The organism is Geomonas sp. (assembly GCF_056994735.1).
Window position 1 is genome coordinate 12,099 of the sequence record NZ_JBXKJL010000251.1, and the last position, 24,056, is coordinate 36,154.

The 24,056-nt window shown below is 61.1% G+C and carries 20 protein-coding genes; 8 read left to right on the forward strand and 12 right to left on the reverse strand.

Annotated elements, in window-relative coordinates; translation table 11 throughout:
- Nucleotides 1-120: 120 nt before the first annotated feature.
- From AC11W3_RS11175 to AC11W3_RS11185, 3 genes are read right to left on the reverse strand one after another with little or no spacing between them, the layout of a single operon-like run.
- On the reverse strand, nt 121-2,118 hold the full coding sequence (locus AC11W3_RS11175; protein ID WP_484089257.1) for a 4Fe-4S dicluster domain-containing protein: 1,998 nt from the start codon (nt 2,116-2,118) through the stop codon (nt 121-123).
- A gap of 33 nt (nt 2,119-2,151) precedes the next feature.
- Nucleotides 2,152-3,039, reverse strand: a complete 888-nt coding sequence (locus AC11W3_RS11180; RefSeq protein ID WP_484089258.1) for a CoB--CoM heterodisulfide reductase iron-sulfur subunit B family protein — start codon at nt 3,037-3,039, stop codon at nt 2,152-2,154.
- Nucleotides 3,036-3,620 carry a 4Fe-4S dicluster domain-containing protein gene (locus AC11W3_RS11185; protein ID WP_484089259.1) on the reverse strand — a complete coding sequence of 195 codons (585 nt, stop codon included), beginning with the start codon at nt 3,618-3,620 and terminating at the stop codon, nt 3,036-3,038. The genes AC11W3_RS11180 and AC11W3_RS11185 overlap by 4 nt, the downstream gene beginning before the upstream one ends.
- Before the next feature lie 602 nt (nt 3,621-4,222).
- Here AC11W3_RS11185 and AC11W3_RS11190 point away from each other — a divergent pair.
- The 5 genes from AC11W3_RS11190 (at nt 4,223) to AC11W3_RS11210 (ending at nt 11,247) form a co-directional block, all read left to right on the forward strand.
- Nucleotides 4,223-5,932 carry an ABC transporter ATP-binding protein gene (locus AC11W3_RS11190; protein WP_484093028.1) on the forward strand — a complete coding sequence of 570 codons (1,710 nt, stop codon included), beginning with the start codon at nt 4,223-4,225 and terminating at the stop codon, nt 5,930-5,932.
- A 224-nt stretch (nt 5,933-6,156) separates the two neighbouring features.
- Nucleotides 6,157-6,549, forward strand: coding sequence for an endonuclease domain-containing protein (locus tag AC11W3_RS11195; protein WP_484089299.1), 393 nt, complete (start codon nt 6,157-6,159; stop codon nt 6,547-6,549).
- Between the two features lie 14 nt (nt 6,550-6,563).
- Nucleotides 6,564-8,366: an ABC transporter ATP-binding protein gene (locus tag AC11W3_RS11200; RefSeq protein WP_484089261.1), complete on the forward strand. Its 1,803-nt coding sequence runs from the start codon at nt 6,564-6,566 to the stop codon at nt 8,364-8,366.
- A 301-nt stretch (nt 8,367-8,667) separates the two neighbouring features.
- The gene (gene selB, locus AC11W3_RS11205) at nt 8,668-10,578 is read left to right on the forward strand and encodes a selenocysteine-specific translation elongation factor (RefSeq protein WP_484093029.1); all 1,911 of its coding nucleotides are present in this window, start codon (nt 8,668-8,670) and stop codon (nt 10,576-10,578) included.
- Nucleotides 10,579-10,842: 264 nt separating this feature from the next.
- Nucleotides 10,843-11,247: an endonuclease domain-containing protein gene (locus AC11W3_RS11210; RefSeq protein WP_484089263.1), complete on the forward strand. Its 405-nt coding sequence runs from the start codon at nt 10,843-10,845 to the stop codon at nt 11,245-11,247.
- 182 nt (nt 11,248-11,429) lie between these two features.
- Here the strand turns inward: AC11W3_RS11210 and AC11W3_RS11215 are convergent, their stop codons facing one another.
- From AC11W3_RS11215 to hemH, 4 genes are read right to left on the reverse strand one after another with little or no spacing between them, the layout of a single operon-like run.
- Nucleotides 11,430-13,379 (reverse strand): hypothetical protein, encoded by a 1,950-nt coding sequence (locus AC11W3_RS11215; RefSeq protein WP_484089264.1) that lies wholly within the window; start codon nt 13,377-13,379, stop codon nt 11,430-11,432.
- Between the two features lie 28 nt (nt 13,380-13,407).
- Nucleotides 13,408-14,226 carry an AAA family ATPase gene (locus tag AC11W3_RS11220; RefSeq protein WP_484089265.1) on the reverse strand — a complete coding sequence of 273 codons (819 nt, stop codon included), beginning with the start codon at nt 14,224-14,226 and terminating at the stop codon, nt 13,408-13,410.
- A gap of 21 nt (nt 14,227-14,247) precedes the next feature.
- Nucleotides 14,248-14,427, reverse strand: a complete 180-nt coding sequence (locus AC11W3_RS11225) for a hypothetical protein (RefSeq protein WP_484089266.1) — start codon at nt 14,425-14,427, stop codon at nt 14,248-14,250.
- A complete protein-coding gene (hemH, locus tag AC11W3_RS11230; protein ID WP_484089267.1) occupies nt 14,424-15,380 on the reverse strand; it encodes a ferrochelatase in 957 nt (318 codons plus the stop codon). Before hemH ends, AC11W3_RS11225 begins: the two co-directional genes overlap by 4 nt.
- Before the next feature lie 209 nt (nt 15,381-15,589).
- On the opposite strand from hemH, the gene AC11W3_RS11235 reads away from it, so the two are divergent.
- Nucleotides 15,590-16,378: a C1 family peptidase gene (locus AC11W3_RS11235; RefSeq protein ID WP_484089268.1), complete on the forward strand. Its 789-nt coding sequence runs from the start codon at nt 15,590-15,592 to the stop codon at nt 16,376-16,378.
- Nucleotides 16,379-16,607: 229 nt separating this feature from the next.
- Here AC11W3_RS11235 and AC11W3_RS11240 read toward each other — a convergent pair whose 3' ends face one another.
- The 4 genes from AC11W3_RS11240 to tdh form a co-directional block, all read right to left on the reverse strand.
- On the reverse strand, nt 16,608-18,158 hold the full coding sequence (locus AC11W3_RS11240) for a bacteriohemerythrin (protein ID WP_484089269.1): 1,551 nt from the start codon (nt 18,156-18,158) through the stop codon (nt 16,608-16,610).
- Nucleotides 18,159-18,319: 161 nt separating this feature from the next.
- Entirely contained in the window at nt 18,320-18,541 is a 222-nt protein-coding gene (locus AC11W3_RS11245; RefSeq protein ID WP_484089270.1) for a hypothetical protein, read from the reverse strand.
- 123 nt (nt 18,542-18,664) lie between these two features.
- Complete coding sequence (locus AC11W3_RS11250) at nt 18,665-19,855, reverse strand: glycine C-acetyltransferase (protein WP_484089271.1); 1,191 nt, start codon at nt 19,853-19,855, stop codon at nt 18,665-18,667.
- A gap of 303 nt (nt 19,856-20,158) precedes the next feature.
- Nucleotides 20,159-21,202: an L-threonine 3-dehydrogenase gene (gene tdh / locus AC11W3_RS11255; protein WP_484089272.1), complete on the reverse strand. Its 1,044-nt coding sequence runs from the start codon at nt 21,200-21,202 to the stop codon at nt 20,159-20,161.
- Nucleotides 21,203-21,393: 191 nt separating this feature from the next.
- Between tdh and AC11W3_RS11260 the strand changes: the two genes are divergently transcribed.
- Nucleotides 21,394-21,573, forward strand: coding sequence for a hypothetical protein (locus tag AC11W3_RS11260; protein ID WP_484089273.1), 180 nt, complete (start codon nt 21,394-21,396; stop codon nt 21,571-21,573).
- Between the two features lie 77 nt (nt 21,574-21,650).
- On the opposite strand, the gene AC11W3_RS11265 is transcribed toward AC11W3_RS11260, so the two are convergent.
- A complete protein-coding gene (locus tag AC11W3_RS11265; RefSeq protein ID WP_484089274.1) occupies nt 21,651-22,130 on the reverse strand; it encodes a hypothetical protein in 480 nt (159 codons plus the stop codon).
- 406 nt (nt 22,131-22,536) lie between these two features.
- On the opposite strand from AC11W3_RS11265, the gene AC11W3_RS11270 reads away from it, so the two are divergent.
- Nucleotides 22,537-23,691 carry a MalY/PatB family protein gene (locus AC11W3_RS11270; RefSeq protein ID WP_484093030.1) on the forward strand — a complete coding sequence of 385 codons (1,155 nt, stop codon included), beginning with the start codon at nt 22,537-22,539 and terminating at the stop codon, nt 23,689-23,691.
- Nucleotides 23,692-24,056: the final 365 nt, after the last annotated feature.

Consider the following 24,056-nt stretch of genomic DNA (forward strand, 5'->3'; position numbering starts at 1 on the left):
CCACAGAGGACGCAGAGGGATGCGCAGGGGGCTCAGAGGAAAATCAATTTCCTGCTTGGGATTTCCTCTGTGTCTCTCCGAGGAACCTCTGTGTCCTCTGTGGTCAGGCTCTTATGTTGATTACAGCGATTCGATCATCGCCATGATCTGCTCGTCCGTGTACCCGTCCAGCTCCACCGACTTCGAGGGGCAGGTGGCCTGGCAGGTGCCGCAGCCGCCGCAGACGCCCGGGTTGACATAGGCGGCCACCTTCACCAGGTTCCCCTGGCGGTCGCGCAACTCCTTCTCCTCGATGGCGCCGTACGGGCAGACCTTCTTGCAGGCGAAGCAGCCGACGCAGTACTTCTCGTTGACCTTGGCCACCACCGGATCCCGCTCCAGCTGATCCTTGGAGAAGAGCGTCATCACCTTGGCCGCTGCCGCGGAGGCCTGCGACACCGTGTCCGGGATGTCCTTCGGCCCCTGGCAGGCGCCGGCAAGGTAAATCCCGGCCGTCGCGCATTCGACCGGCTTCAGCTTCGCGTGCGCCTCCGAGTAGAAGTTGTACCTGTCGTAGGAGATTCCCAGTTTCTGCGCCAGGAGATCGGCACCTTCCTGGGGCTGGACCGCGGTGGCGAGGACCACGAGGTCCGCCTCGATCTCGACCTGCACGCCTACCTGGATGTCGCTACCCATGACCATGATCTTCCCGCCCTTCTGGTACAGGCGCGAGACCATCCCCCTGATGTAGACTGCCTCCTCTTCCTCCACGGCGCGGCGCCAGAACTCGTCGTACCCCTTTCCGGGTGTCCTCGCATCCATGAAGAAGACGTAGGCCTGGCCGTCATGCACCTTGTGGTGGTAGAGCATGGTGTGCTTCGCGGTGTACATGCAGCAGACCTTGGAGCAGTAGGAGATCCCCTTCTCCCTGGCGCGCGAGCCTACGCACTGGATGAAGACCACCTGCTTCGGCTCCTTGCCGTCGGAGGGGCGCAGGATCTTCCCCCCGGTCGGACCGGAGGCCGAGGCCAGGCGCTCGAAGGTCATGCCGTCAATGACGTCGGGGATGGTGCCGTAGCCGAACTCGCCGTACCCCTGGATCGGGCTCTCTTCGGGCTTGCGGTCGATGGAATAGAGCTTGAAGCCGGTCGCCACCACGATGGCGCCGACCGCTTCCACGGTCAGCCGGTCCTCCTGCTGGTAGTCGACGGCCCCGGGGCCGCAGACCTTGGCGCAGACGCCGCACTTGCCGGTCTGGAACATGGTGCAGTTTTCGCGGTCGATCACCGGCGTGTTGGGGACCGCCTGCGGGAACGGCACGTAGATCGCGCTGCGCATCCCGTGCCCCTGGTCGAAGTCGTTGGGGATCTTCTTCTTCGGGCACTTGGAGATGCAGACCCCGCACCCGGTGCACTTGTCCTCGTCGACCGAGCGGGCCTTGCGGCGGATGGTGACCGAGAAGTTCCCGATGTACCCCTCCACCTTCTCGATCTCGGAATAGGAATAGAGGGTGATGTTCGGATGGTTCGCGAGATCGACCATCTTCGGGGTCATGATGCACTGCGAGCAGTCGAGCGTGGGGAAGGTTTCGGAGAGCTGCGCCATGTGGCCGCCGATGGAGGGCTCGCGCTCGACTACCAGCACCTGGTGGCCGGCGTCGGCGATGTCGAGGGCCGCCTGGATCCCGGCGATGCCGCCGCCGATCACCAGCGCCCGCTTCTTGACCGGGACGCTGATGGGAGCAAGCGACTTGCCCCTCTTGACCCGCTCCACCATCAGCTTCACGATGTCCGAGGCCTTGGCGGTCGCCTCCTCCCGGTTCTCGTGCACCCACGAGCAGTGCTCACGGATGTTGGCCATCTCGCACAGGTAGGGGTTCAGCCCCGCCGAGTCGGCAGCTTTGCGGAAGGTCTTTTCGTGCATGCGCGGGCTGCAGGCGGCCACCACCGCGCCGTCAAGCTTGTGCTCGGCCACCGCCTTCTTCAAAAGGTTCTGGCCGGGGTCGGAGCACATGTACTTGTAATCGCAGGAGAAGGCGACTCCGGGAACGTTCCCGGCGGCCTGGGCCACCCGTTCTACATCTACCGTTCGGGAGATGTTCTCGCCGCAGTGGCAAACAAAGACACCGATTCTGGACATAGGTTCCTCAAATCCGTTTCGCCGCCGGGAAAGCTACAGCAGCTCTTTTTCTTTTAAAAGCGGCCTCGGGTCGGTAATGACGCTCTCGAAGCCGAGCTTGTCGGAAGGGACGCCCATGGCAAGGGCGGCGAGTTGTGTCACGTAGAAGATCGGCAGGTCGTACCTGGCCTGGTGGCTCTCCTCGATGCCCTGCTGCCGGATGTCCAGGTTGCCGTGGCAAAGGGGGCAGGCGACCATGATGCAGTCGGCCTGCGCGAGTTTCGCCGAGTCGAGTATCGCGTTGGAGAGCTTGATGACCACGCCCGGTCGGGAGAGGGTGAAGTTCGCGCCGCAGCACTCCATCCGGTGCGACCATTTGACCGGCTCGGCACCGAGCGCACGCAGGATGTCCTCCATGATGCTGGGATCCTCGCAGTCGTCGAGCTCGGGGACCTCGGGGGGGCGGGTGAGGAGGCAGCCGTAGTAGCAGGCGACCTTAAGCCCCAGGAGCGGCTTCTTGACGTTTTCCTCCAGCTTGGCCAGCCCGAATTCCCGCGCCAGGATCTCCAGGATGTGCTTGACCGGCTTCTGCACGGCCACGGGACCGTCGATGGCGGTCTCCACCTGCTTCAGCTTCCTGTCGTCGTGCCGCAGCCGGTGCTGGGTCGTCTTGAGACGTGAGAAGCAGGCGGCACAGGCTACGGCGAGGTCGCCCTCGATCTCGTCGGCAAGCGAGAGGTTCTTGGCGCAAAGGGAGAGTGAGAGGAGCTCGTCCACGTTGTGGGCCGGCGTCGCCCCGCAGCAGAACCAGTCGGGCACTTCCTTGAGCCCCACGTTCAGGGCCTTGAAGAGCGCGCGGGTGGATATGTCGTACTCGCGCCCGGAAGCGTGCAGGGAGCACCCGGGATAGTAGGAGTAGTTCAGACGTTTCTTCGGTGTCACAGCGCCTCCCCTTTCTTGCGCATCTCTTCAATTCTCTTGAAGATCCCCTCGATCTCGCCGATGTTCCTGTTCTTGGAATGGAACATCTTGAGCTTCCCCTTGGAGAGGAGCTTCGGCCCGAGCAGCAGGTCCTTGAGGAACTGCCCGCTCTTGACGTTGAAGGCGGCGCCGAGCCGCAGCTCGTACTGCCTGCCGTAGGTCCTGATGTTTTCGATGAAGAGGCGGTTGGCGAGCTGGACGTAGCTTTCCTTCGAGGGGCCGTCGGCGTCCCAGGAGAGCTTCCTCAGGGCATCCATGATGGAGGCGAGGTCGACCTTGTTGGGGCAGCGGGTGCTGCAGGTCTCGCAGGAGGCGCAGTACCAGATGGAGCGGCCGGCCAGGACCCGTTCCCACTGGCCAAGCTGCAGCAGGCGGACGATCCTGTTGGGGGGGTGCTCCATGAAGGTGGACATCGGGCAGCCGGCGGAGCATTTGCCGCACTGGAAGCAGCGGCGCACCGAGCTGCCGGAGAGGGCTTCGACCTTCTTCACGAAACCGATGTTCATGGTTTCAATGGAGAGGTGCATCAACTTGTTTTTCACTTCGAACCTCGCGTCTTGGTGACTTTGAGAGGAAGCAAGATGCTGATCCTGTTAACAAAAAAAGGGGCAGCGCTCTCCCATTGGAGAAAAAGAAGCCAAGCCGGTCATGCACTCGCTCCTTTTCTGGTAACGCCGTTCTATGGAACCGGGGCTGCGATTTTACGCGGTATACATGCTGAATGGCCGTGAAAATTTTAAAAAATATACGCCTTTTTAAAACAAAAAAGCAAGCACAAGTTTAAAATGAGCTGGCTGAAAGAGAACGTGAATTGGGAAAAAAGATCCGTTGTGACAGGAGTTACCTGTTTCGAAGCATGGGAAAACGGGCCAAAAAGGAAGAATTGGAACAAAGGAATGAATAGGCAGTTAGATTGGAGATAAAGTACTGTAGTAGCGATGTAAAGTCAGTATCTTGGGCCAGTGTCAGCTGACACAAGGGCTCCCGTTGCCGTGCATGGTTTACGTCATTTTAAAACAAGATGACTGTAATGACTCTTCCGGCAAAGTCTTTGACAGTGGGTGGCAAATAGATTAGTTTTAATGATGGAGAACTGCCAGCGGCGAGGTGTGCCATCGGGGAACTGAACAGACTATACAGCTACATGCTGAACCGCAGGTGGGCCTATCTCCTTGGGGCATCGCTCCTCGTCGGCACCAACCTCTGCGGTCTCGCCATCCCCTGGCTATTGAAGCTCGCCATCGAAGGGTTGCAGCATCCCGCCTCGGTCCGCTTCACCCCGGCCCAGTACGGCGGGATGATCGCCGCGGCCGCAGTGGGGCAGGGGATCATCCGCGTCTTTTCACGCACCACCCTCCTCAACGCCGGCAGAAAGATCGAGTACCTGCTGCGTGAAGACCTCTACAGCAAACTCCTCAACCTGGACATGGCCTATTTCGCCAGTTGGCGGACCGGCGACATCCTCTCCCGTCTGGCCAACGACCTCACCAACGTCCGCATGCTGCTCGGATTCGGCATACTCAGCCTCTTCAACACGGTAATCATCTACACCGCGGCCATCTTCCTGATGACCAGGATCTCCCCCTTTCTCACCGTCTGCGCCATCATTCCCTTCCCGCTGATGGTCCTGGTGGTGCAACGGATGAGCGCGTCCATGTTCCGCCGGTCGAAGCGGATGCAGGAGGCCCTGGCCCGGCTCTCCACGCGGGTGGAGGAGAACGCATCGGCGGCTGCCGTAGTCAAGGCCTACTGCCGCGAGGAGGGTGAGATCGCCACCTTCCGGGAGGTGTGCGAAAGCTATTCCGATGCCAGCATGGGGGTCGCCAAGGTCAGGGGAGCCATGCTCCCCATCATGGCCGGCACGGGCGCCGTCGGTACCCTGATCGTCCTCTTCGTGGGGGGGGGGCAGGTGATAAGGGGAGGGCTGACCCTCGGCGGGTTCGTCGCCTTCAACGGCTATCTCGCCATGCTGGTCTGGCCGACCGTGATGTTCGGCTGGATCCTGAACCTGATGCAGAGAGGCGCCGCGTCGATGAACAGGCTGGGAGAGATACTTAACGCCACCGCCGAGGTCAACGAGCCCGAGAACCCCGTAGACCCCGGCGAGATTGAAGGGGATATCGAATTCCGCGACCTCTCCTTCTCCTACCGGGACACCGGCACGTTGCGAGGGATCAATCTAAAGATAGAGAAGGGGGCCAAGGTCGGCATCGTCGGGGTAATCGGGAGCGGGAAATCGACCCTGGTCCGGCTGATTCCCAGGCTGTTCCAGGTCCCCGACGGGAGCATCCTCATCGACGGCATCGACATCAACCGGCTTCCGCTCAAGAAGCTCAGGGACGCAGTCGGCTTCGTACCGCAGGAGAGCTTCCTCTTCTCCCGCACCATCGGCGACAACATCGGCTACGGCAAGCCGGGGGCCTGCAGGGAAGAGGTGGAGCGGGCGGCCAGGACGGCGGGATTGGTCAGGGACATTGCCAGGTTCCCCGAGGGGTTTGACACCGTGGTGGGCGAGAGGGGAGTGACCCTGTCGGGTGGGCAAAAGCAGCGCGTGGCGATCGCGCGGGCGCTGATCAAGGAGCCGCGGATACTGATACTGGACGACCCCCTTTCCGCGGTCGATGCCGATACCGAGGAGGAGATCCTCAGGGAGCTGGCCGGGTACTATGGCGAGAGGACCGTCTTGATCGTCTCCCATCGACTCTCCCCCTTGAGGGGATGCGACAGGATCATCGTGATGGAAGAGGGGAAGATCGTGGAAGAGGGGAATCACGAGGAGCTGCTGGTCCTGGGGGGCCGCTACGCCGCCATCCACAGGGAAGAGCAGTTGAAGGCGGAGATAGAGAGGCTTTAGCCGGGTGGCCTGGCCCTCCTGCCTCTCTCCCGCTTGCGCGCCGAAGCGCTTTAGCGCGCAGGCCCGGAGGGCGAGGGGATGTGGACTGGAGGGCGGGCGAAGACGAGAGAAAAGAGCTAGATCTTGCTTCGCCATTACATTATCACGCACAAGCTCCCCCTCTCCCTCCGGGAGAGGGCCGGGGTGAGGGAATGTGCCATATGCACCCAAGGCTTCCCGAGGAAATGCGGGACTTTGCCAGATCGTTGAGGGCTCATCAGACAGATGCAGAAAAACTGCTGTGGATGCTGTTGAGGAACCGGCAGCTTGGAGGCTACAAATTCCGAAGGCAGCATCGGGTTGGTTGCTTCATCGTCGACTTCTATTGCAGAGAATCGGGGTTGGGCATCGAACTTGATGGTGGGCAACATAATGAAGATGAAACTGCAGTAAAGGATGAGATCAGGTCGGAGGTTGTAGCAAGGTCTGGGATCCAGGTGATCAGATTCTGGAATCACGACGTACTGAGAAACACGGAAGCCGTTCTCGAAAAGATCTATAACTGCTTGGTCCGTAGTGGCACCGGCCCTCACCCCTGCCCCTCTCCCGGAGGGCGAGGGGATATTGATAAGAGATAAAGTGAGATAACTGTATGCACTTCGGCGGGATATACGAGGATGAAATAGTCGGCAAGATGTACGACCGGCGGCTGATGGGGCGCTTCGTCCGCTACATCCTCCCCTACCGCCGCCTGATCGTGATCACCCTGCTCCTCCTGCCGTTCATCGCGGCGGCGAAGCTCTCCCAACCCTACATCCTGAAAATCGCCATCGACAACCACATCATGACCCACCAGATGGCGGGACTCCCGATGCTGGCGGCAGGCTTCCTCGGCATCATCCTCGCCGAATCGCTCTTCACCTTCGCGGAGGTCTACCTGCTGCAGTACGTCGGGCAGAGGGTGATGTACGACATCAGGGTCGAGCTCTTCTCCCACATCCAGCGGCTGGGAGCCCGCTTCTTCGATCAGACCCCGGTCGGCAGCCTGGTCTCGAGGCTCACGAGCGACGTCGAGGTCCTCGGCGAGATGTTCGCCGCCGGTGTCGTCACCATCGTCGGCGACATCCTGGTCCTCGCCGGCATCGTAGGCATCATGCTGTGGATGAACATCCGGCTCTCGCTGGTCACCTTTTCGGTGCTGCCGCTTCTCATCTGGGCCGCCTTCGCCTTCAGGAACTGGATGCGGATCGCCTTTCGGCAGGTGAGGGCGCGGCAGGCAAACTTGAGCTCCTTCCTTGCCGAGAACATCGGCGGCATTTCCGTCGTCCAGCTCTTCAACCGGGAGAGGGACGAGGCCGGGGAGTTCCGGAGACTGAACGCCTCGTACATGGAGGCGAACCTTCCCGTCATCACCTGGGACGCGGCACTCTACGCGGTGGTCGAGACCCTTTCCTCGGTGGCGGTGGCCCTGATCATCTGGTATGGCGGCGGGGAGATCGTGAAAGGGACCCTTTCCTTCGGCGCTCTGGTCGCCTTCATCCAGTACATCGAGCGATTCTTCTCGCCCATCCGGGATCTCTCGGCGAAGTATTCGGTCATGCAGGGTGCCATGGCCTCGCTGGAACGGATCTTCAACCTGCTGGACCGCAACGAGGAGAAGGAAACCGTACTGCTGACGTCGCCGGCAGCGGACCCTGCCCAGCGCGAGCCAGAGGCGCCACGGCGGGGGCTGCAGAGGATCTCCTTCAACAACATCTGGTTTGCCTACAGCGGCGATGAATACGTGCTGAAGGGGTTCTCGCTGGAGATGAAAAGGGGCGAAAAGGTGGCGCTGGTCGGGGAGACGGGGGGCGGCAAGACGACGGTAACGCGGTTGCTGTCGCGCTTTTACGAGGTGACCAGGGGCTCCATCGAGATAGACGGTGCCGATATCAGGGAGATGTCCCTCAAGTCCCTGAGAAGCCGCATCGGGGTGGTGCTGCAGGACCCATATCTCTTCTCCGGGACCATCGCCTACAATATTTCCCTCGGCGACCCCGAAGCCCTGAAGAGGGTCGAGCAGGCGGCGGCGGTGGTCGGCGCCGACCGCTTCATCAGGAATCTCCCCAACGGTTTCAACGAGGAGGTCCGCGAGCGCGGCTCCAACTTCTCCGCCGGCGAGCGCCAGCTTATCTCCTTTGCCAGGGCCGTCGCCTTCGACCCGGAGATACTGGTGCTGGACGAGGCCACAGCCAGTGTCGACTCCGCCAGTGAGCGGCTGATCCAGCAGGGGCTGGAGGGACTGATGGAAGGAAGGACCACCCTGGTGGTCGCCCACCGGCTATCCACCATCCGCGATGCGGACCGGATAGTGGTCATCCATCGGGGGGAAAAGGTGGAGGAAGGGAGCCACGCCGACCTGATGGTTGCCAAGGGTGTGTATTACCGGCTTTACCAGCTGCAGTTCAAGGATTAACAATATTCGCCACGGAGACACGGAGAGCACGGAGAAAACCGAAGAGGTTCTTGTAGGAGCGCCCTTCCGGGCGCGAACCCTCCCGCTGTCCCGCTCACCAGGGCGCTCCTACCGGTACCCCCGCTTCACGACGGGAACATCAGCAGTTAAAGAGCCATAAATGAGTTTTGGCTTGACCTTCCTTTCCTTTCTGTAGTTATATTCAATTTTTCAAATATAGCCCTCCCGCTGCCGAGTCGGTGAAGATGATTCGGTTTTCTCCGTGTCTCCGTGGTCAACGGTTGTAGTTTTAGGAGTTGAAATGAAGCACCTGATTCTCGGCACCGCCGGACATATCGATCATGGCAAGACATCGCTGGTGAAGGCGCTGACCGGGGTGGACACCGACCGGTTGAAAGAGGAGAAAGCCCGCGGCATCACCATCGAGCTCGGCTTCGCCCACCTGGAACTTCCGGGGGGCCTGCGCTTCGGCATCGTTGACGTCCCGGGACACGAGCGCTTCGTCCGCACCATGGTGGCAGGCGTAGGCGGTATGGACCTGGTTTTATTGGTGATAGCCGCCGACGAAGGGATCATGCCCCAGACCCGAGAGCACCTGGAGATCTGCCAGCTGCTGGGGGTCAAGAAGGGGATCGTGGTCCTCTCCAAGAGGGATCTTGTCGAGCCGGACTGGTTGGACCTGGTGACCGAGGAGGTGCGGGAATACCTGGGTGGGAGCTTCCTGGAGGGTGCCCCCATCGTTGCCGTCTCATCCAGGACCGGCGAAGGCATGGACGAGCTGAAAAAGGAACTGGCCCGGCTGGCCGGGGAGATCGAGCAGAAGAGGCTGGACTCGCCCTTCAGGCTCCCGGTCGACCGGGTCTTCACCGTCACCGGTTTCGGCACCGTGGTGACCGGGACCCTCCTCTCCGGAGCCATCTCCGTTGGTGACGAGGTCGAGATACTCCCCAAGGGGCTAACCTGCAGAGTCCGGGGGGTGCAGTCTTTCGGGAGCAAGGTCGAGAAGGGGGGCGCCGGTGAAAGGCTGGCGGTGAACCTCCAGGGCGTGGAGCACACAGAGGTGGAGCGAGGCGACGTGGTTGTGCCGAAGGGGCTGTACCGCCCGACCAGCGCGGTCGACGTACGGCTGAACTATCTGGCCTCCGCGCAGAAGGAGTTGAAGCACCGCGCAGGAGTGCGGCTCCATTCGGCAACCTACGAGGTACCTGCCAAGATAATTCTTTTCGACCGCGACACCCTCGCTCCCGGAGAGAGCGCCTTTGTACAGCTGCGCCTGGCCAGGCCGGTGCTCCTTCTTCCCGGGGATCCCTTCGTACTGAGGACCTATTCTCCGCAGGCCACCCTCGGAGGGGGGACCGTCCTCGACCCCGCCCCGCCGAGAAGGCGCAGACGCTCGGCAGAGGCGCTGGAACTTCTGGCCGCGGCGGAGTCGGGGGAGGACCAGGAGAGGATCCGGTTGCTGGTGGAGTCGTCGCTGCTTTCGGGAATATCGGTGCAGGAGATGGTGAACCGCAGCGGGATGTCGGCCAAGAGGATCGAGGCGGCGCTGGCGCCCTTGCTGTCGAGTGGCGTCGTGCTGCAGGTGGTGAAGGAGCCGCGGATTTTTCTGGGGCGTGAGGGATTTGCCGCCCTGAAGAAGCGGTTGTCCGAGGAGCTGAACGAGTACCTGGCGGAGAACCCGATGCAGGAAGGGATCGGGAAGGAGGAGCTGAAGTCCAGCATCCCCAAGCGTAGCGACATCCGGTTTTTCGGTCCGGTACTGGCCAGCCTGGAAAAGGACGGGCTGGCGCTTTCGGATCGGGACCTCGTTAAGCTTCCGGGGCGTAAGGCGGGGGTGACGCAGGATCAGGCCGGTCTTCAGGCGATGCTGGAGGAGGCGCTCAAGAAGGGATGGCTGGAGGCGCCGACCCTGAAGGAGCTTTGCGACCTGCTGGGGTGCAGCGAGAAGCAGGTGCTGGAGCATGCGAACCTGCTGGCCAGGGAGGGGCGGGCGGCGAAGATCAAGCCCGACGTCTTCTACGCGCCGGGGGCGCTGGCCGAGATCAGGGAGAAGCTGGTTTGCCATCTCAAGGAGCAGGGCGAGATCACTCCGCCGCAGTTCCGGGAGATAACCGGACTCTCAAGGAAGTTCATGATTCCCCTCCTGGAGTACTTCGACCAGGAGCGGGTGACGATCAGGCTGGGGGATAAGAGGGTGCTGCGGAAGGGATAAATGTTGCGGCAGAGGTAGTCGGGGGGCATGGCTGTCCCCCTCCCTAACCCTCCCCTCCGGGGGCGGGGACTGTCCTACTCCTTAGTCACATCGAAGAACTGCCGGGCTGTTCCCTCACAAGGGCCGACTGTCAGAGTGCTCCCTCACAGACGGCCGACTGTCAGACAGCTCCCTCCCCCGGAGGGGGAGGGCTGGGGAGGGGGAAACTGCTGCAATAGATGCAATGCCGCCACTCGCATGTTACCCTTCCTGCAGGGAGGGAACATGGTCAAGAATCCATACAATCCACCACCCGTCCCGCCTTGGCTCCTCAAATCCGCACGCGCCCTGCGCAGTAACATGACCGACGCCGAACAATTTCTCTGGTACCTTCTCCGACGGAAGCAGCTCGGCGGATTTCGGTTCCGCCGGCAGCATCCCTTGGAGAGGTTCATCCTCGATTTCTATTGCCCGGAAGCTAAGCTGGTCGTTGAGCTGGATGGCGGGCAGCATGGTGACACAGTGGTGCAAGACTCACAGCGGACGGCTGCTCTGCAACGTCGTGGGATAAAGGTGGTGCGGGTCTGGGACAATGAAGTTTTTGAGAATACGGAGGGGGTCCTGGAGATGATCTATTCCACGTTGATGGAAAGAGTCGAGGGTGAACGAGACGGCTTTCCCCCTCCCTAACCCTCCCCCTCCGGGGGCGGGGACTATCCGACGCCTCCGTCACATCGAAGAACAGCCATCCCTTACAGAGGGCCGACTGTCAGACAGCTCCTCACAGACGGCCGTCCGTCAGACAGCTACCTCCCCCGGAGGGGGAGGGCCGGGGAGGGGGAAACGCAACACCTGCGGCTCCTGCTTCAGCCTTACCAGATGTAGTCCTTGGCAATCTCCCTCTTGTCCCGTCCGTAGAGGATGTGGAAGACCCTGAGCTTCTTGAGCGAGACGGGAGAGAGGCTTCCCAGCGGGAGGTAGATGATCCTCTTGCTGACCCTCGAGGCGAGCTGCTTCAGGTAGCTCCGCGGCGGCTTCGCCGCCACATAGATCACATCCTTCTCCAGAGAATAATCAAGCGCCGCCATCAGCAGCACTTCTCCCTTTCCCAAGGCCCCTCGATAGTCGATATCACTCCAGACGTCGCTCATCCTGCGCGGCGGATAGCTCAGCAGGAATCCGCCATACTCGCAGCGCGATATCCCCGGCCCCACGATATTCCCCGTCGGCGGCGTGGCGTAGAAGGCCATGTCCGATTCCTGCTCGTGCTCTCCCAGCCAGGTCATGCAGTATGGGAAACGCGATCCCTCCCTGTCCTCGTCGAAGACCACCACCACGGACCCCACGCCGCTCTTCAGGCGCCTGTGCTCCCTGACGTAGATCTTCCCTTCGTGCAGGTTCCTGATGGTCTCCCGCATGTCGATCCCGTCCAGCATGGAGGAGGTGAAGGGCTCGACGCGGCTCTGCTCTTCGCTGAGCTGCCGGGCCCCGATCCGCTTCAGGTTCCTGCCGTATTCCTCGATCACCAGGTCCTCGGGGGGATAGGAGCAGATCGATGGGTCGTCGAAGCCGTCCAGCCAGTCGCCCGGCCTCAGCTCCTTCTTCCGGTTCATGAGCTTCATACCCTGCCGCCCCTTGGCACGCTGCAGCTCTTTCGGCCTGAAGCGGATCTTGCGGGTCCCGGACCAAAGCTCCGCGGCGGTCAGCCGCAGCGTCGGCAGGTCGCTGGCCTCGCGCTGCCAGGGATAAAATGACGCCAGCCGGTAGAAGGCATAGGCGAAGTTGTCGTCCAGGCATCCGCGGGCGGCGGCCAGCATCTGGAAAAGGTCGGGAAGGAGCGCGTTCCCCAGCAGGGCATAGTTCCGGGAAAACTTGAAGAAGGACCGTTTCTGCCAGAAGTGCACCTTCTCCCCGGTCTCCTGACTGTAGTGTCGCGCCGACTCCAGGAAAAGCCGCAGCATGATCTTCTGCCGGTCCGGCATGTACCCCTCGTCACCTACCCGCCGGGCGCTTCGCTCCACCGATTCCGCCAGCACTTCCGCTTCCGGGATCGTCTTCTTCCCGCCGAGGATCAGCTCGAAGGCGTTGAAGCTCTTTCTCAGGGAGGGGCCGGGGAGCTGCTCGGGCGGAAGCGGGTTCCTTCTCTTCTCGTAGATGGCCGACAGGAACGGGTACTCGGCGAGGACCTCGTGGCAGCACTCGGGATGCAGGTTCCACAGGCTTACCCCCTCGCGCCTGGTGCGGGTGAGCTGTTGCGCCAGGCTTTGGGAGAAAAGCTCGCGGATCCTTTCCACGTGGGACATGCCACAGATGAAGAGGATCCTCTCGTGGGAGGCGGAAAGCTGCTGCAGCTTGAAGGCCATGCCGCTTTCCCGGCGGAGGTCCTCGTCGGCCGGAGGAATGGCACGGTAGTACCCGGCGACCTCGCGGTAGAAAGGTTCCAGCCCGATGCGGTGTATGGCGTAGGAGTCGGGGAGTTGCTCGGTGTACGACGGGTAGCTGTCCAGGTCGATGTCGATCAGGTGGAGGGGGAGGTCATGCTCGAGCGCCAGCCGTGCCCCTTCGATAAGCGGGTCTGCCGGCTCGATGATCAGGAAGGCCGACTGCTCGCCGGCCTGGTAGGAGAGCACCGACAGTTCCGGGAGCCGGTGAATGGCGCGCACGAACTGGGCCTCCAGGGTCTGGGGGAGCTCTATGGCGATGCAGTCCGGCTTGAGCGCGGAGAACGCCTCACGGACCAGGTGGGCGAACTCCATGCGGTAGTGGAGTATCGGCAGGGCATGTACGTTGCCGAAACTTTCGAGGTGTACTCTTTCGGGCATGGTCGGGTTCCCGGTGGGGGCAAGTCGCCTATTCGAGATACCTGAGGGCCTCTTCCCCCAGGATCCTTTCCACCGCCAGCGGCAGCAGTTCCCCCAGGTCCCTTTCCGTCGCCGCCATCATCTTCAAGGCGTAGCGGGCGATGTTGATGCCGTCGCGCACCGAGTACGGCTCGTCTGCCGCGTGCCCGCGCTGGAGGAACTTGACGACATAGTTGAGGATGCTGGTGCCGGCGAAGGGGAGGTTCTCCTTGAGGATGGTCAGTTCCTCGTCGGCCTCGGGGAAATCGATGTAGAGCTGCGGCTGAAGCCGCGAATGGATGTATTCCGGGACCTCGAAGGTGGAGGAGTCCTCGTTCATGGTCACCACGATGCGGAAGTCGGGATGGGCGGAGATCCTCAGTCCGGTGATGATCGACTCCACGTACCTGCGGTCGTCAAGGAGCGGCGCCAGCGAGGCCCAGGCCTTTTCGCTCATCCGGTTCCCCTCGTCGAGGATCAGCACGCCCCCCTTGATCATGGCGGAGACCAGCGAGGATGCCGCATACTGGATGGTGCCGTCCGGGCCGATCACGGGGGTGACGATCAGGTCCTCAGGGCGGGTGTCCATGGTGGCTTGGAAGAGGTAGACCTTTCTCCCGAGCCTCTTCGCGGCCGCGTAGCCGAGGGTGGTCTTGCCTACTCCCGGCTTGCCGATCAGCCGCGGGTTGAAGGGGATGTCGCGGTCGTCGATGACCATCCACGCCGCCAGGAGCTGTCTGAGGAGTTCCTCGTTCCCTACCCAGCGAAGGGGCAGCTCGATCGGGCTCGCCAGGGTGAGGTTGATATCGTCTATGGTGATCCGTTCCATGGATCCTCCCGAAACTTGATCCTAGGTGTTCATCTCGTGGCAGTACATCATCGACAGCCGCGCCCGGTTCTCGAGGCAGCTCTGGCAGAGCTCCCCCGCGTCCTTCCACAGTTCCCCGGCCAGCCATTCGCCCGCCTCGCCGTACAGGGAGCGGGGCTCGTTCTCGTCGAACTCGTTCTTGCAGATGCTGCAGGTTTTCATGATCTTTCGGCCTTGCGCACCAGGTCGGCCAGGCACTCCAGGAAGAGCGGCGAGGAGTTGAGCGACTCACAGCGGACGAATCTCTCGATCCCCAGCCCCCGGGCTTCCTCCCCGTACTGGATGTCGATTTCGTAAAGGGTCTCGATGTGGTCGGAGACGAAGGAGAGCGGGACCATCAGGAGGTTCCTGCGCCCGGCGTCGGCGAGGCTCCGCAGCATCTGCTCGGTCGAAGGCTCCAGCCATTTCACCTTGCTGGCCTTCGACTGGAAGCACAGCTGGTGGCTGCGCTGGCCGATCTGCTCCATCACCAGGCGCACCGTTTCCTGGATGTGGGAGAGGTAGGGGTCGCCCTCGTCGATGAAGGACTGGGGGAGCGAGTGCGCCGAGAAGACGATCTCGACTTCATCCGGATCGGGGAAGGAGGCGAGCGCCTTGGTGACCTTCTCGGTCAACGCCGCTATGTAGAGGGGGTGGTCGTAGAAACGGTCCACCGGGACGATGTCGAACTTGAGACCCGACTCCTTCAGCACGCGCTGCAACTCGTTCATGCTCGAGCCGGTGGTGGCCTTCGAGTAGTGCGGGTAAAGCGAAAGGGCCACGATGCGGTTGATCCCTTCCCGCCTGATGGCGGCCAGTGCGTCCACCGTGGAAGGGCGGGAGTAGCGCATGGCGACGAAGGAGCGGTACGGCTCCCCCAGAAGCTGCTCCAGACCCTTCCCCTGGGCGTCGGTCAGTTCCCGGATCGGGGACTTGCCGCCGATCTGCTGATAGTACCCTTCCACCTTCGGTGCGCGTTTCTTGACGATGCGCCTCGCTATGAAGGGCTGCAGGAAGGCGGGACCGATCTTGATGATGTCACGGTCATTGAACAGGTTCAAAAGGAACGGTTCAACTGCGGCAATAGAGTCTGGCCCCCCCATCTGTAGCAGGAGAAGGGCTGTTCTTTCTGGCATGGCCACCTCGAAGGCATTGAGTCTAGGCAAAACTGTAGCAGAAAACGCTGGTAAGGAGAACTCCTTAATTCCGGTGGCTGGAAAAAGAGGGGCAGAAGATCGAGCGGAGCCGTCATGTTGCAAAGGTACTGTCACTCGGTATCATTGGTGGGATCTAACAGTGTTGCCCTGCTCCGCATCGGCATGTAAACAGATATCAGGAGGAAGACATGATCTCACAGACACAGCAGATACCGCCGAGACATCTTGCCCGCTATGGATGGACCCCCGACATCCCCGACTTCCGCGATAAGATGTTCGGCGCCGTCCGCCCCATTCCGACCACTCTCCCCAACAAGGTCGACCTGCGGAGCCACTGCTCGCCGATCGAGGACCAGGGGCAGCTGGGGAGTTGCACCGCAAATGCCCTGGTTGCGGCCCTGGAATACCTGGAGGTAAAGGACAAGGTCAAGTACATCGAGTTGAGCCGCCTCTTCGTCTATTACAACGAGCGGGTGGTCGAGAGGACGGTCAACACCGACTCCGGCGCCATGCTAAGGGACGGGATCAAGACCCTGGCCAAGCAGGGGGTCTGCTCGGAGACCAACTGGCCCTACAACATCGACAACTTCACCAAGAAGCCCCCCAAGGGGTGCTACCAGGAAGCCGAAAAGCACCAGATCATCAGCTACGCCCGGCTTAACACCCTCGACGAGATGCGGGCCACCCTGGCCGAGGGGTATCCCTTCGTCTTCGGCTTCTCGGTTTACGAGAGCTTCGAGTCGGCGCATGTGTCGAAGAGCGGTGTGGTGAACATGCCGGAGGCAGGAGAGAAGCAGCTCGGCGGGCACGCGGTGCTGGCGGTCGGCTATGACGACGGGACCAAGCGCTTCATCGTCAGGAATTCCTGGGGGACCGGCTGGGGGATGAAGGGCTACTTCACCATGCCCTATTCCTATATGCAGGACAGGAACCTCTCGGACGACTTCTGGACCATCCGGCGCGGTGAGCAGATGTAGCTTCCGGGTCCCTGCCTGGATTGCAAAAAGAAAAGGGGCGGCCATTTCAGCCGTCCCTTTTTCTGTACCTTAAAACCCGCTTTTCTGTACCGTAACCCGGAATAAACAGGAATGACTCGGAATGAACTCGGAATTTCCTGGGCGCTACCTCAATCCGTTCGTGCTGAGCTCGTCGAAGCACGCAAGCTAACAGCCTCGGCATTCCCTTGTCGTAGGACGCCATTCATTCTCAGGCGATATTGTGGCTCCTCAGGTGGGAGCCGTAGCGGCTGTCGGTGCCTTTGATATGCTTGACCAGCCAATCCTGCAGGAACTCGATCACCTCGTGGGTCAGCAGCATCTCTCCGCCGTTGAACTTCGCCTGCAGCCCCAGCGCCTTCTGCACCAGCTCCTTGTGGATCCTGCCATGAAGCTCCGCCTCCGGATAGCCGGTCTTCCTGAAGACCTCCTCCTCGGCGGCGAAGTGCGTTGCGGTGTACTCGATCAGCCGCTGCAGCACCGAGCCGATCACCTCCTTGCTCCGTTTGTGCTGCATGGCCTCGCTCAGTTCGTTCACCAGGCCGAAAAGTACCTTGTGCTGGTCGTCAAAGGTGGGGATGGTGGTGCTGAAGCTCGCGTCCCAGACCATGGCGTCGGTAAGCTGGAAATGGCCGACCAGTTCGTGAAGTTCGTCCACCTGCTGGGCCAGTCTGGCGGTGGCACTCCTGGTGCTGCGGGCATTGTCGACGTTGCCGTTTACCACGCTGGTGATCATCTGGATATTGCTGGTGATCTCGGTGGTGGTGGCGGTCTGCTCCTCGGCCGCGGTGGCAATCTGGCTTATCTGCATGCTGAGGTCATTGATCATGGCCAGGATGTCGGCCAGCGCCTGCCCGGAGCGGCAGGTCTCCGCCGTTCCCTGGTTGACCTGCTCAACCCCCTCCCCCATGGAACCGACGGCACTCCTGGTCTCGGTCTGGATCGACTTAATCATGGAGTCGATCTCCTTGGTGGCCCTGGTGGTCCGCTCCGCCAGCGCCCGGACCTCGTCGGCCACGACCGCGAAGCCGCGGCCGGTCTCGCCCGCGCGGGCTGCCTCGATGGCGGCATTGAGGGCCAGCAGGTTCGTCTGGTCGGCGATGTCCTCGATGGTCCCGGCGATGGCGCCGATCTGGTCCGAGCGCTCGCCCAGGCCGGCTACCGTGGTCGAGGTGGCCATCACCCGCTGGGAGATGTTTTCCATCAGCCTGGCGCTGTTCTTGACGATATCCGCGCCCGTGGTCGTTTCCTGGGTCACCTTCTGCGCGTTTTCCGCGGCGTAGAGGCAGTTGCGGGCGATGTCTCCCGAGGTGGCGGACATCTCTTCGCTGGCGGTGGCAATGGTGGTAGCCTGGAGAGCGACGTCTTCGGCCGCCGAGGTCATGGCGTCGGTAGTGGCGCTGACCATGGCAACGGAATCCCGCACCAGGTCGGTGACGGTGAAGAACTTGTGCATGGTCTTGTTCCAGTCCGCCATCATCACGTTGAATGCCCGGCCCAGGCGGCTGACTTCCCCGCACCCGTCCTCCCGGACGCGGTGGGAGAGGTCGCCCTTGGTGGCGTTTTCCATGGCGACGCAGATCTGCTCGAGAGCCAGCAGGAAGGGGCGGAAAAGGATCCGCCAGGCCAGCGAAGACAGCAGCCATATCGCGAAGCCTGCCGCTGCCGATGCCGCGATGTTCGCGCCGCAAATCATTGAAGTTGCGACGGTGATGACGACCACAAAGGTGTTCAATACGATGATGCGCGAGGAAAGGGACATGGATATCTCCTGTATAAAGCTTCCCGCGAAGGGGAAAGACATACCAGGAATATCGACTGGTGATCAGGAAACTTAAGAATTAAATCGGCTGCGACTAAGCACGAATCGGGCCCGGCTAGCGGGATGCCGGGCCCGATTCGAAACTAAAATCAGGGGGGTATTTACCAGGCGGGATGGAGCTGATGGGGAGTTGCTACCGGTTTCGTGGCGTTGACAGCATGCCGGGAATCGTGGACTGCAGGTGACTTCTGCAACCTGCCTGCTTCGCCGGCCTTCTTGCCCTTGAGGGCGCCAGGCTCTGCCTGCATCACCAAACCACAGGATAGAATGATCGCGGCCATCATGACCTTCTCTGGAAGACTCCTCGCGGCTAACCTTTTCATATCAACCTCCATAAAAGAGAGCAGGGTCTGACCCCCAGCGAAGCAATGCCAGATATGAAAATAATTATTGTTGTATTCTAATCTTAATCTGGCTGATGTCAAGAGGCATGTTGGGCGGCCGCTCTAGCGGATGATTCCCATCTCCCTGCCGACCCTGGAGAATGCCGCGAGGCAGAGGTGCAGGTCGTCACTGGAGTGAGCGGCGCTGATCATGACCCGGATGCGGGCTTGCCCCTTGGGGACGGTAGGGAAGCCGATCGGCATGGCAAAGACTCCCGGGTCGGAAGCGAAGAGCCTGCGCGAGAACTCCTGGGCCAGCGACGCCTCTCCCAGCATCACCGGAATTATGGGGGTGACGCTTTTCCCAGTGTCAAAACCGGCGGCCTTGATGCCGTCCTTGAAGTGGCGGGAATTCTCCCAAAGCCTGTCTACGAGCTCGCTGCTTTCCTCCAGCAGCTCCACGGCGGCCAGGCAGGCGGCTGTATCGGCTGCCGTAACTGCGCTGGAAAAGAGGAACGGGCGGGCCTTCTGCCGGATCCAGTCGATCACCGTCTTGCGGCCGGCGATGACACCCCCGACCACGCCGAAGGCCTTGGAAAGGGTACCTATTTCGAGATCGAATTTCCCGTTGAGGTTGTAGTGGTCAACGATGCCGCGTCCCCCCCGTCCTACGACCCCCTCGCCGTGCGCGTCGTCGACCATGGTCATGATGCCGTGCGGCTCGCAGAGCTGGTAAAGCCGGTCCAGCGGCGCCATGTCACCGTCCATCGAGAAGACGCCGTCGGTGATCAGCATGGCGCGACGAAACTCCCCGAGGTTTTCCCTGATGACCCGCTCGCAATCGTCCACGTCGCAGTGTTCGTAGACCGCCACCCTGGCCGAGGATAGCCTGCAGCCGTCGATGATGCTGGCGTGGTTGAGACGGTCGGTGAACACCACGTCCCCCTTGCCGACCATGGGGGGGATGGCCGCCTGGTTGGCGCAGAAACCGGACTGGACGTAGAGGGCATCCTCTACCCCCTTGAAGGCGGCAAGCCGCGCCTCCAGCCGGCGATGGAGTTCCAGAGTCCCCGCGATGCTGCGGACTGCCGCCGGCCCCGCACCCCACTCCTCGATGGCCTTGCCGGCCGCAGATTTGAGGTTGGGATGATTGGCGAGGCCGAGGTAGTTGTTGGTGCAGAAGTTGAGGACCCTCTTGCCGTCGACCGTCATCCAGGGCCCGCAGGGTGACCCGATGGTGCGGATATGGGTCCTGAGCCCCTGCTCCTGCAGGGAGGCCATCTCCTCTTCGATCCAGGCGAACTTGTCGGTCATTGGAAGCTCCTTCAAGCGCTCACGCAAAGACGCAAAGGCGCAAAGAAAACCATAAGCAAAACGATAAGCCTTTACTCAAGAGGGGCACAGAGGGGCACAGAGGAAAACCACGGCAACTGCGGAACCAAAGCAACTCCGGACCCGGAACCAACCCAATCTGACAATAGAACCGAAGCAACTGCCGAACCGATAATGGTCGTTCCATCTAGGCGAGGGGAAGCCTGGAACGTCCCCCCCTTGTCAAAGGGGGGACAGGGGGGATTTGCCTTTCCTCTGTGATCCTCTCTGGTAAAGGTTTTTGCCTCAAACACCTTCCCAATCGAGGATCACCTTCCCCGCCTTGCCCGACCCCATCACGCTGAAGGCTTGCTCGAACTCGGTGTAGGGCATCTGGTGGGTGATGATCGGGTGCAGGTCCAGACCGATCTTGATCAGGGATTGCATCAGGTACCAGGTCTCGTACATCTCCCTCCCGTAGATCCCCTTGATGGTCAGCATGTTGAAGATCACCTCATTCCAGTCTATGGCGAAGTCAGTGGGTGGCAGCCCCAGCATGGCGATCTTGCCGCCATGGCACATGTTGTCCAGCATCTCCCTGAATGCTTCGGGGTTGCCGGACATCTCCAGCCCCACATCGAACCCCTCCTTCATCCCCAGCTCACGCCTGACCTGTGCCAGGGGCTTCTCCCTCACGTTCACCGCCACCGTCGCCCCCATCCGCTTGGCGAGCTCCAGCCGGTACGGGTTCATGTCGGTCGTCACGACGTAACGGGCTCCGGCGTGCCTTGCGATAGCGGTCGCCATGATGCCGATCGGACCGGCGCCGGTGATCAGCACATCCTCGCCCAGGACCGGAAAGGTCAACGCGGTATGGGTGGCGTTTCCGAAGGGGTCGAAGATGCAGAGGATCTCCATCGGGATATTCGGGTCGGCGTGCCATACGTTGGTGACCGGGATGCAGATGTACTCCGCGAAGGCGCCGGAACGGTTCACGCCGACGGCGTTGGTATCCTTGCAGAGGTGACGTCTACCCGCGAGGCAGTTGCGGCATCTGCCACAGACGATGTGGCCTTCTCCCGACACCACATCGCCGATGTTGAGATCGAAGACGTTGCTTCCCATCGCGGCAACCCGCCCCACGAACTCGTGCCCGATCACCATCGGCACCGGAATGGTCTTTTGGGCCCACGGGGTCCAGTCCCATATGTGGACATCCGTTCCGCAGATCGAGGTGTTGTGCACCTTGATCAGCACGTCGTTGATTCCCACCTCCGGTACCGGCACCTCGTCCATCCATAGCCCCTGCTTCGGATACTTCTTCACTAACGCCTTCATCGTTTTCTGCATGGAAAGGCTCCTTTCCCCCTGAACTTTCGATGGTGAGGATGGCGGCCACGTGGCTTAATTTAAACTTTTACCAACTTACCTACTGATGTAAACGGGGAGATGCAGAAATGGCGGAGAGGGGAGCCTGCTGCGCCGTGGCGAGGAATCTGCTATCATGAGAATTGAGCGGTACCTAGTAAAGGAGAATGGCCATGAATGAGAACGAAAGCTGCCCGAAGCCGACCGAGCACAAGGCGCATATGTGCCAGCTCAAGGCAGAGGGAAACATAGAGGAGATGGACCGCCATTCCGCGAACCCGAGCCATGTCTGCAACAGATGCGGTGCCAAGGCCGGTGACCCGGGCTATCTCTGCCAGCCGCGGCAGCTCTGACCGTCGCCATAACCCATCCGACAGTTGAATAGAGGGCGGCCTTGGCCGCCTTCGCTGCTGCTGGTGAGATCGATCCCCTAAAGCACCCTAAGAATCTTTTCGGCCCGCTTGCTCGATAGGCCAAGAGTCGTGACGGAGAGGGATAGTCGCGTTTCTTTGAGCAGGAGGCTGACTGACTCCTCGCTGATGCCGGTGGAGGTCGCCTCGACTTCTGTCAGTGACAGCTCGGTCGATTCAGAGGTGAAGCTCGCAACTATCTCGGCTCCCGAACCAAAGCGCGCTGCCTGGGTGGCAACTTTGACCATATCTTTGGCTGTCTGCTTTTCGGCTGTGCCCAGAGCGTCCATGGCTTTCAAGCTCTGATTGAGCCAGCTGTGTAGGAGTCCGCCAGCTCCCCTTAGTTCACTTGAGTTGTTGGTGACGTCACTGGCCGCAGAGTTGGCGTTCTTGACCTTGGCAACTCTCTCTTCATTGGTCTGCTCCCTGCTGCTGTTCTCTTTTGTTGGCTGCAAGGTAGCTGTCATCGCGGCAGTTGATGAAACCTCTGAGATGGTCATTGCTTTCTCCTCCGACGGCATCAGCCAGAGCAACGGCCATATCTCTGCCGATACCGGTATTAGCTGACGTTAGCACGAACGGGTTTCACAGACCGTGAGGTTGTCATCCCCCCACGAATGGCTATACACAGTTAAGATATGTTAGGCAGTCGCTGGTGATTGTCAATAAGTCGGAAAGTGGCGGCCTTCATTGCCTGTGCTGGGAACCGATACGCGGTCATGACTGTCCGCGAGGACGGAGGTCCCGTGACGTGCTTCGACAAACTCAGCCCGGGCGGCCATTCCAGTCAGGTCCTGGTTTACTTATGAGCTATTGGCAATGTCTGCTGGTTGATTTATGCTATGCGGCACTACAGGAGATAGGGACCCGGCAGTGGCCGTGGCGGGAACTGGTACAGGAGAGCCGATGAGCCAGAACAACTATGACTTCGACGAGATTATCGACAGGCGAGGGACTTCCAGCGAGAAGTGGGACAAGTATCGGGGCAGGGACATCATCCCTCTTTGGGTGGCGGACATGGATTTCCGCTCGCCTCCTGCCGTCATCGAGGCCCTTCGCGAGCGGGTCAGTCACGGCATCTTCGGCTACACGGCGCCGCCGGAGGGGCTGACAGAGGCGGTGATCGACTCTCTTGACTCGGAGTTTAATTGGCAGGTGAAGAAGGAGTGGATCACCTGGCTTCCCGGGCTGGTCACCGGCCTCAACGTCAGCTGTCGAGCGGTAGGAGTGCAGGATGACGAGGCCATTACCTTCATCCCGGTCTATCCTCCCTTCATGTCCGCGCCGCCTCTTTCCGGGCGGAAAGTTACCAAGGTGCTCCTCAAGTACGAGGAGGGGCGCTGGGGACTGGACCTGGAGGCGCTGGAGGCTGCGGTGACGCCTGCGACGCGGCTTTTATTGCTTTGCAGTCCCCATAACCCGGTGGGCCGGGTCTGGACCCGGAACGAACTGGCCGCCTTGGCCGCTTTTGCGGAGCGGCACGACCTGGTGATCTGCAGTGACGAGATTCACGCCGGCTTGGTGCTGGACGAGAAGATGCGGCACATCCCGACCGCCACCCTTTCCGAGGAGACCTCGCGCAGGACGATCACGCTGATGGCCCCCAGCAAGACCTTTAACGTCCCCGGTCTCGGCTGCTCTTTCGCCGTCATCTCGGACGACACCCTTCGTCGGGCTTTCCACAAGGCCATGGGGAGGATCGTCCCGCACGTCAACCTGCTCGGTTACACGGCGGCCGAAGCCGCCTATCGTCACGGCGGGGAGTGGAGGAGGGAGCTGATCGCCTACCTGCGCGGGAACAGGGATCTGGTGGCGCAGGAGGTGGCGAGGATGGGGTTCACGGTGGCGCATGTCGAGGCGACCTACCTGTCCTGGATCGACCTCCGTGATTCCGGCATTGAAGATCCGGTCAGCTTCTTCGAAGACGCCGGCGTTGGGCTCTCCGGCGGGGCGGATTTCGGCCTTCCCGGCTTCGTCAGGCTGAACTTCGGCTGCCCCAGCTCGCTCCTTGCGGAGGCGTTGAGGCGGATGCGAGAGGCGCTGGAAGTCAAAGGCATTTAAACAGGGATGGGCAGGATGAACGGGATGTAAAAGGCAAGAGCTTTACCACAGAGGACTCAGAGGAAGATAGAGGAAGACAGGGGAACACGGAGGAAAACCTTTAAAATCAGGTTGGCTTCAACGTAGGAGCGCCCTTCCGGGCGCGAACCGCTGGTGCAGTTCGGAGGTCGGAGGGTTTTATCCTGTCAATCCTGTAAATCCCTGTTGAATGCCTCTCGGTCCTGACTTAATCGAAGATCCGGTTTTCCTGCTCGCGAACGCGGATGAAGGTCGTCCGCTTGGTCAGTTCCTTCAATGCCGCCGCGCCGACATAGGTGCAGGCGGAGCGGACTCCTCCCAGGATCTCCCTCACCGTCTCGTCGATA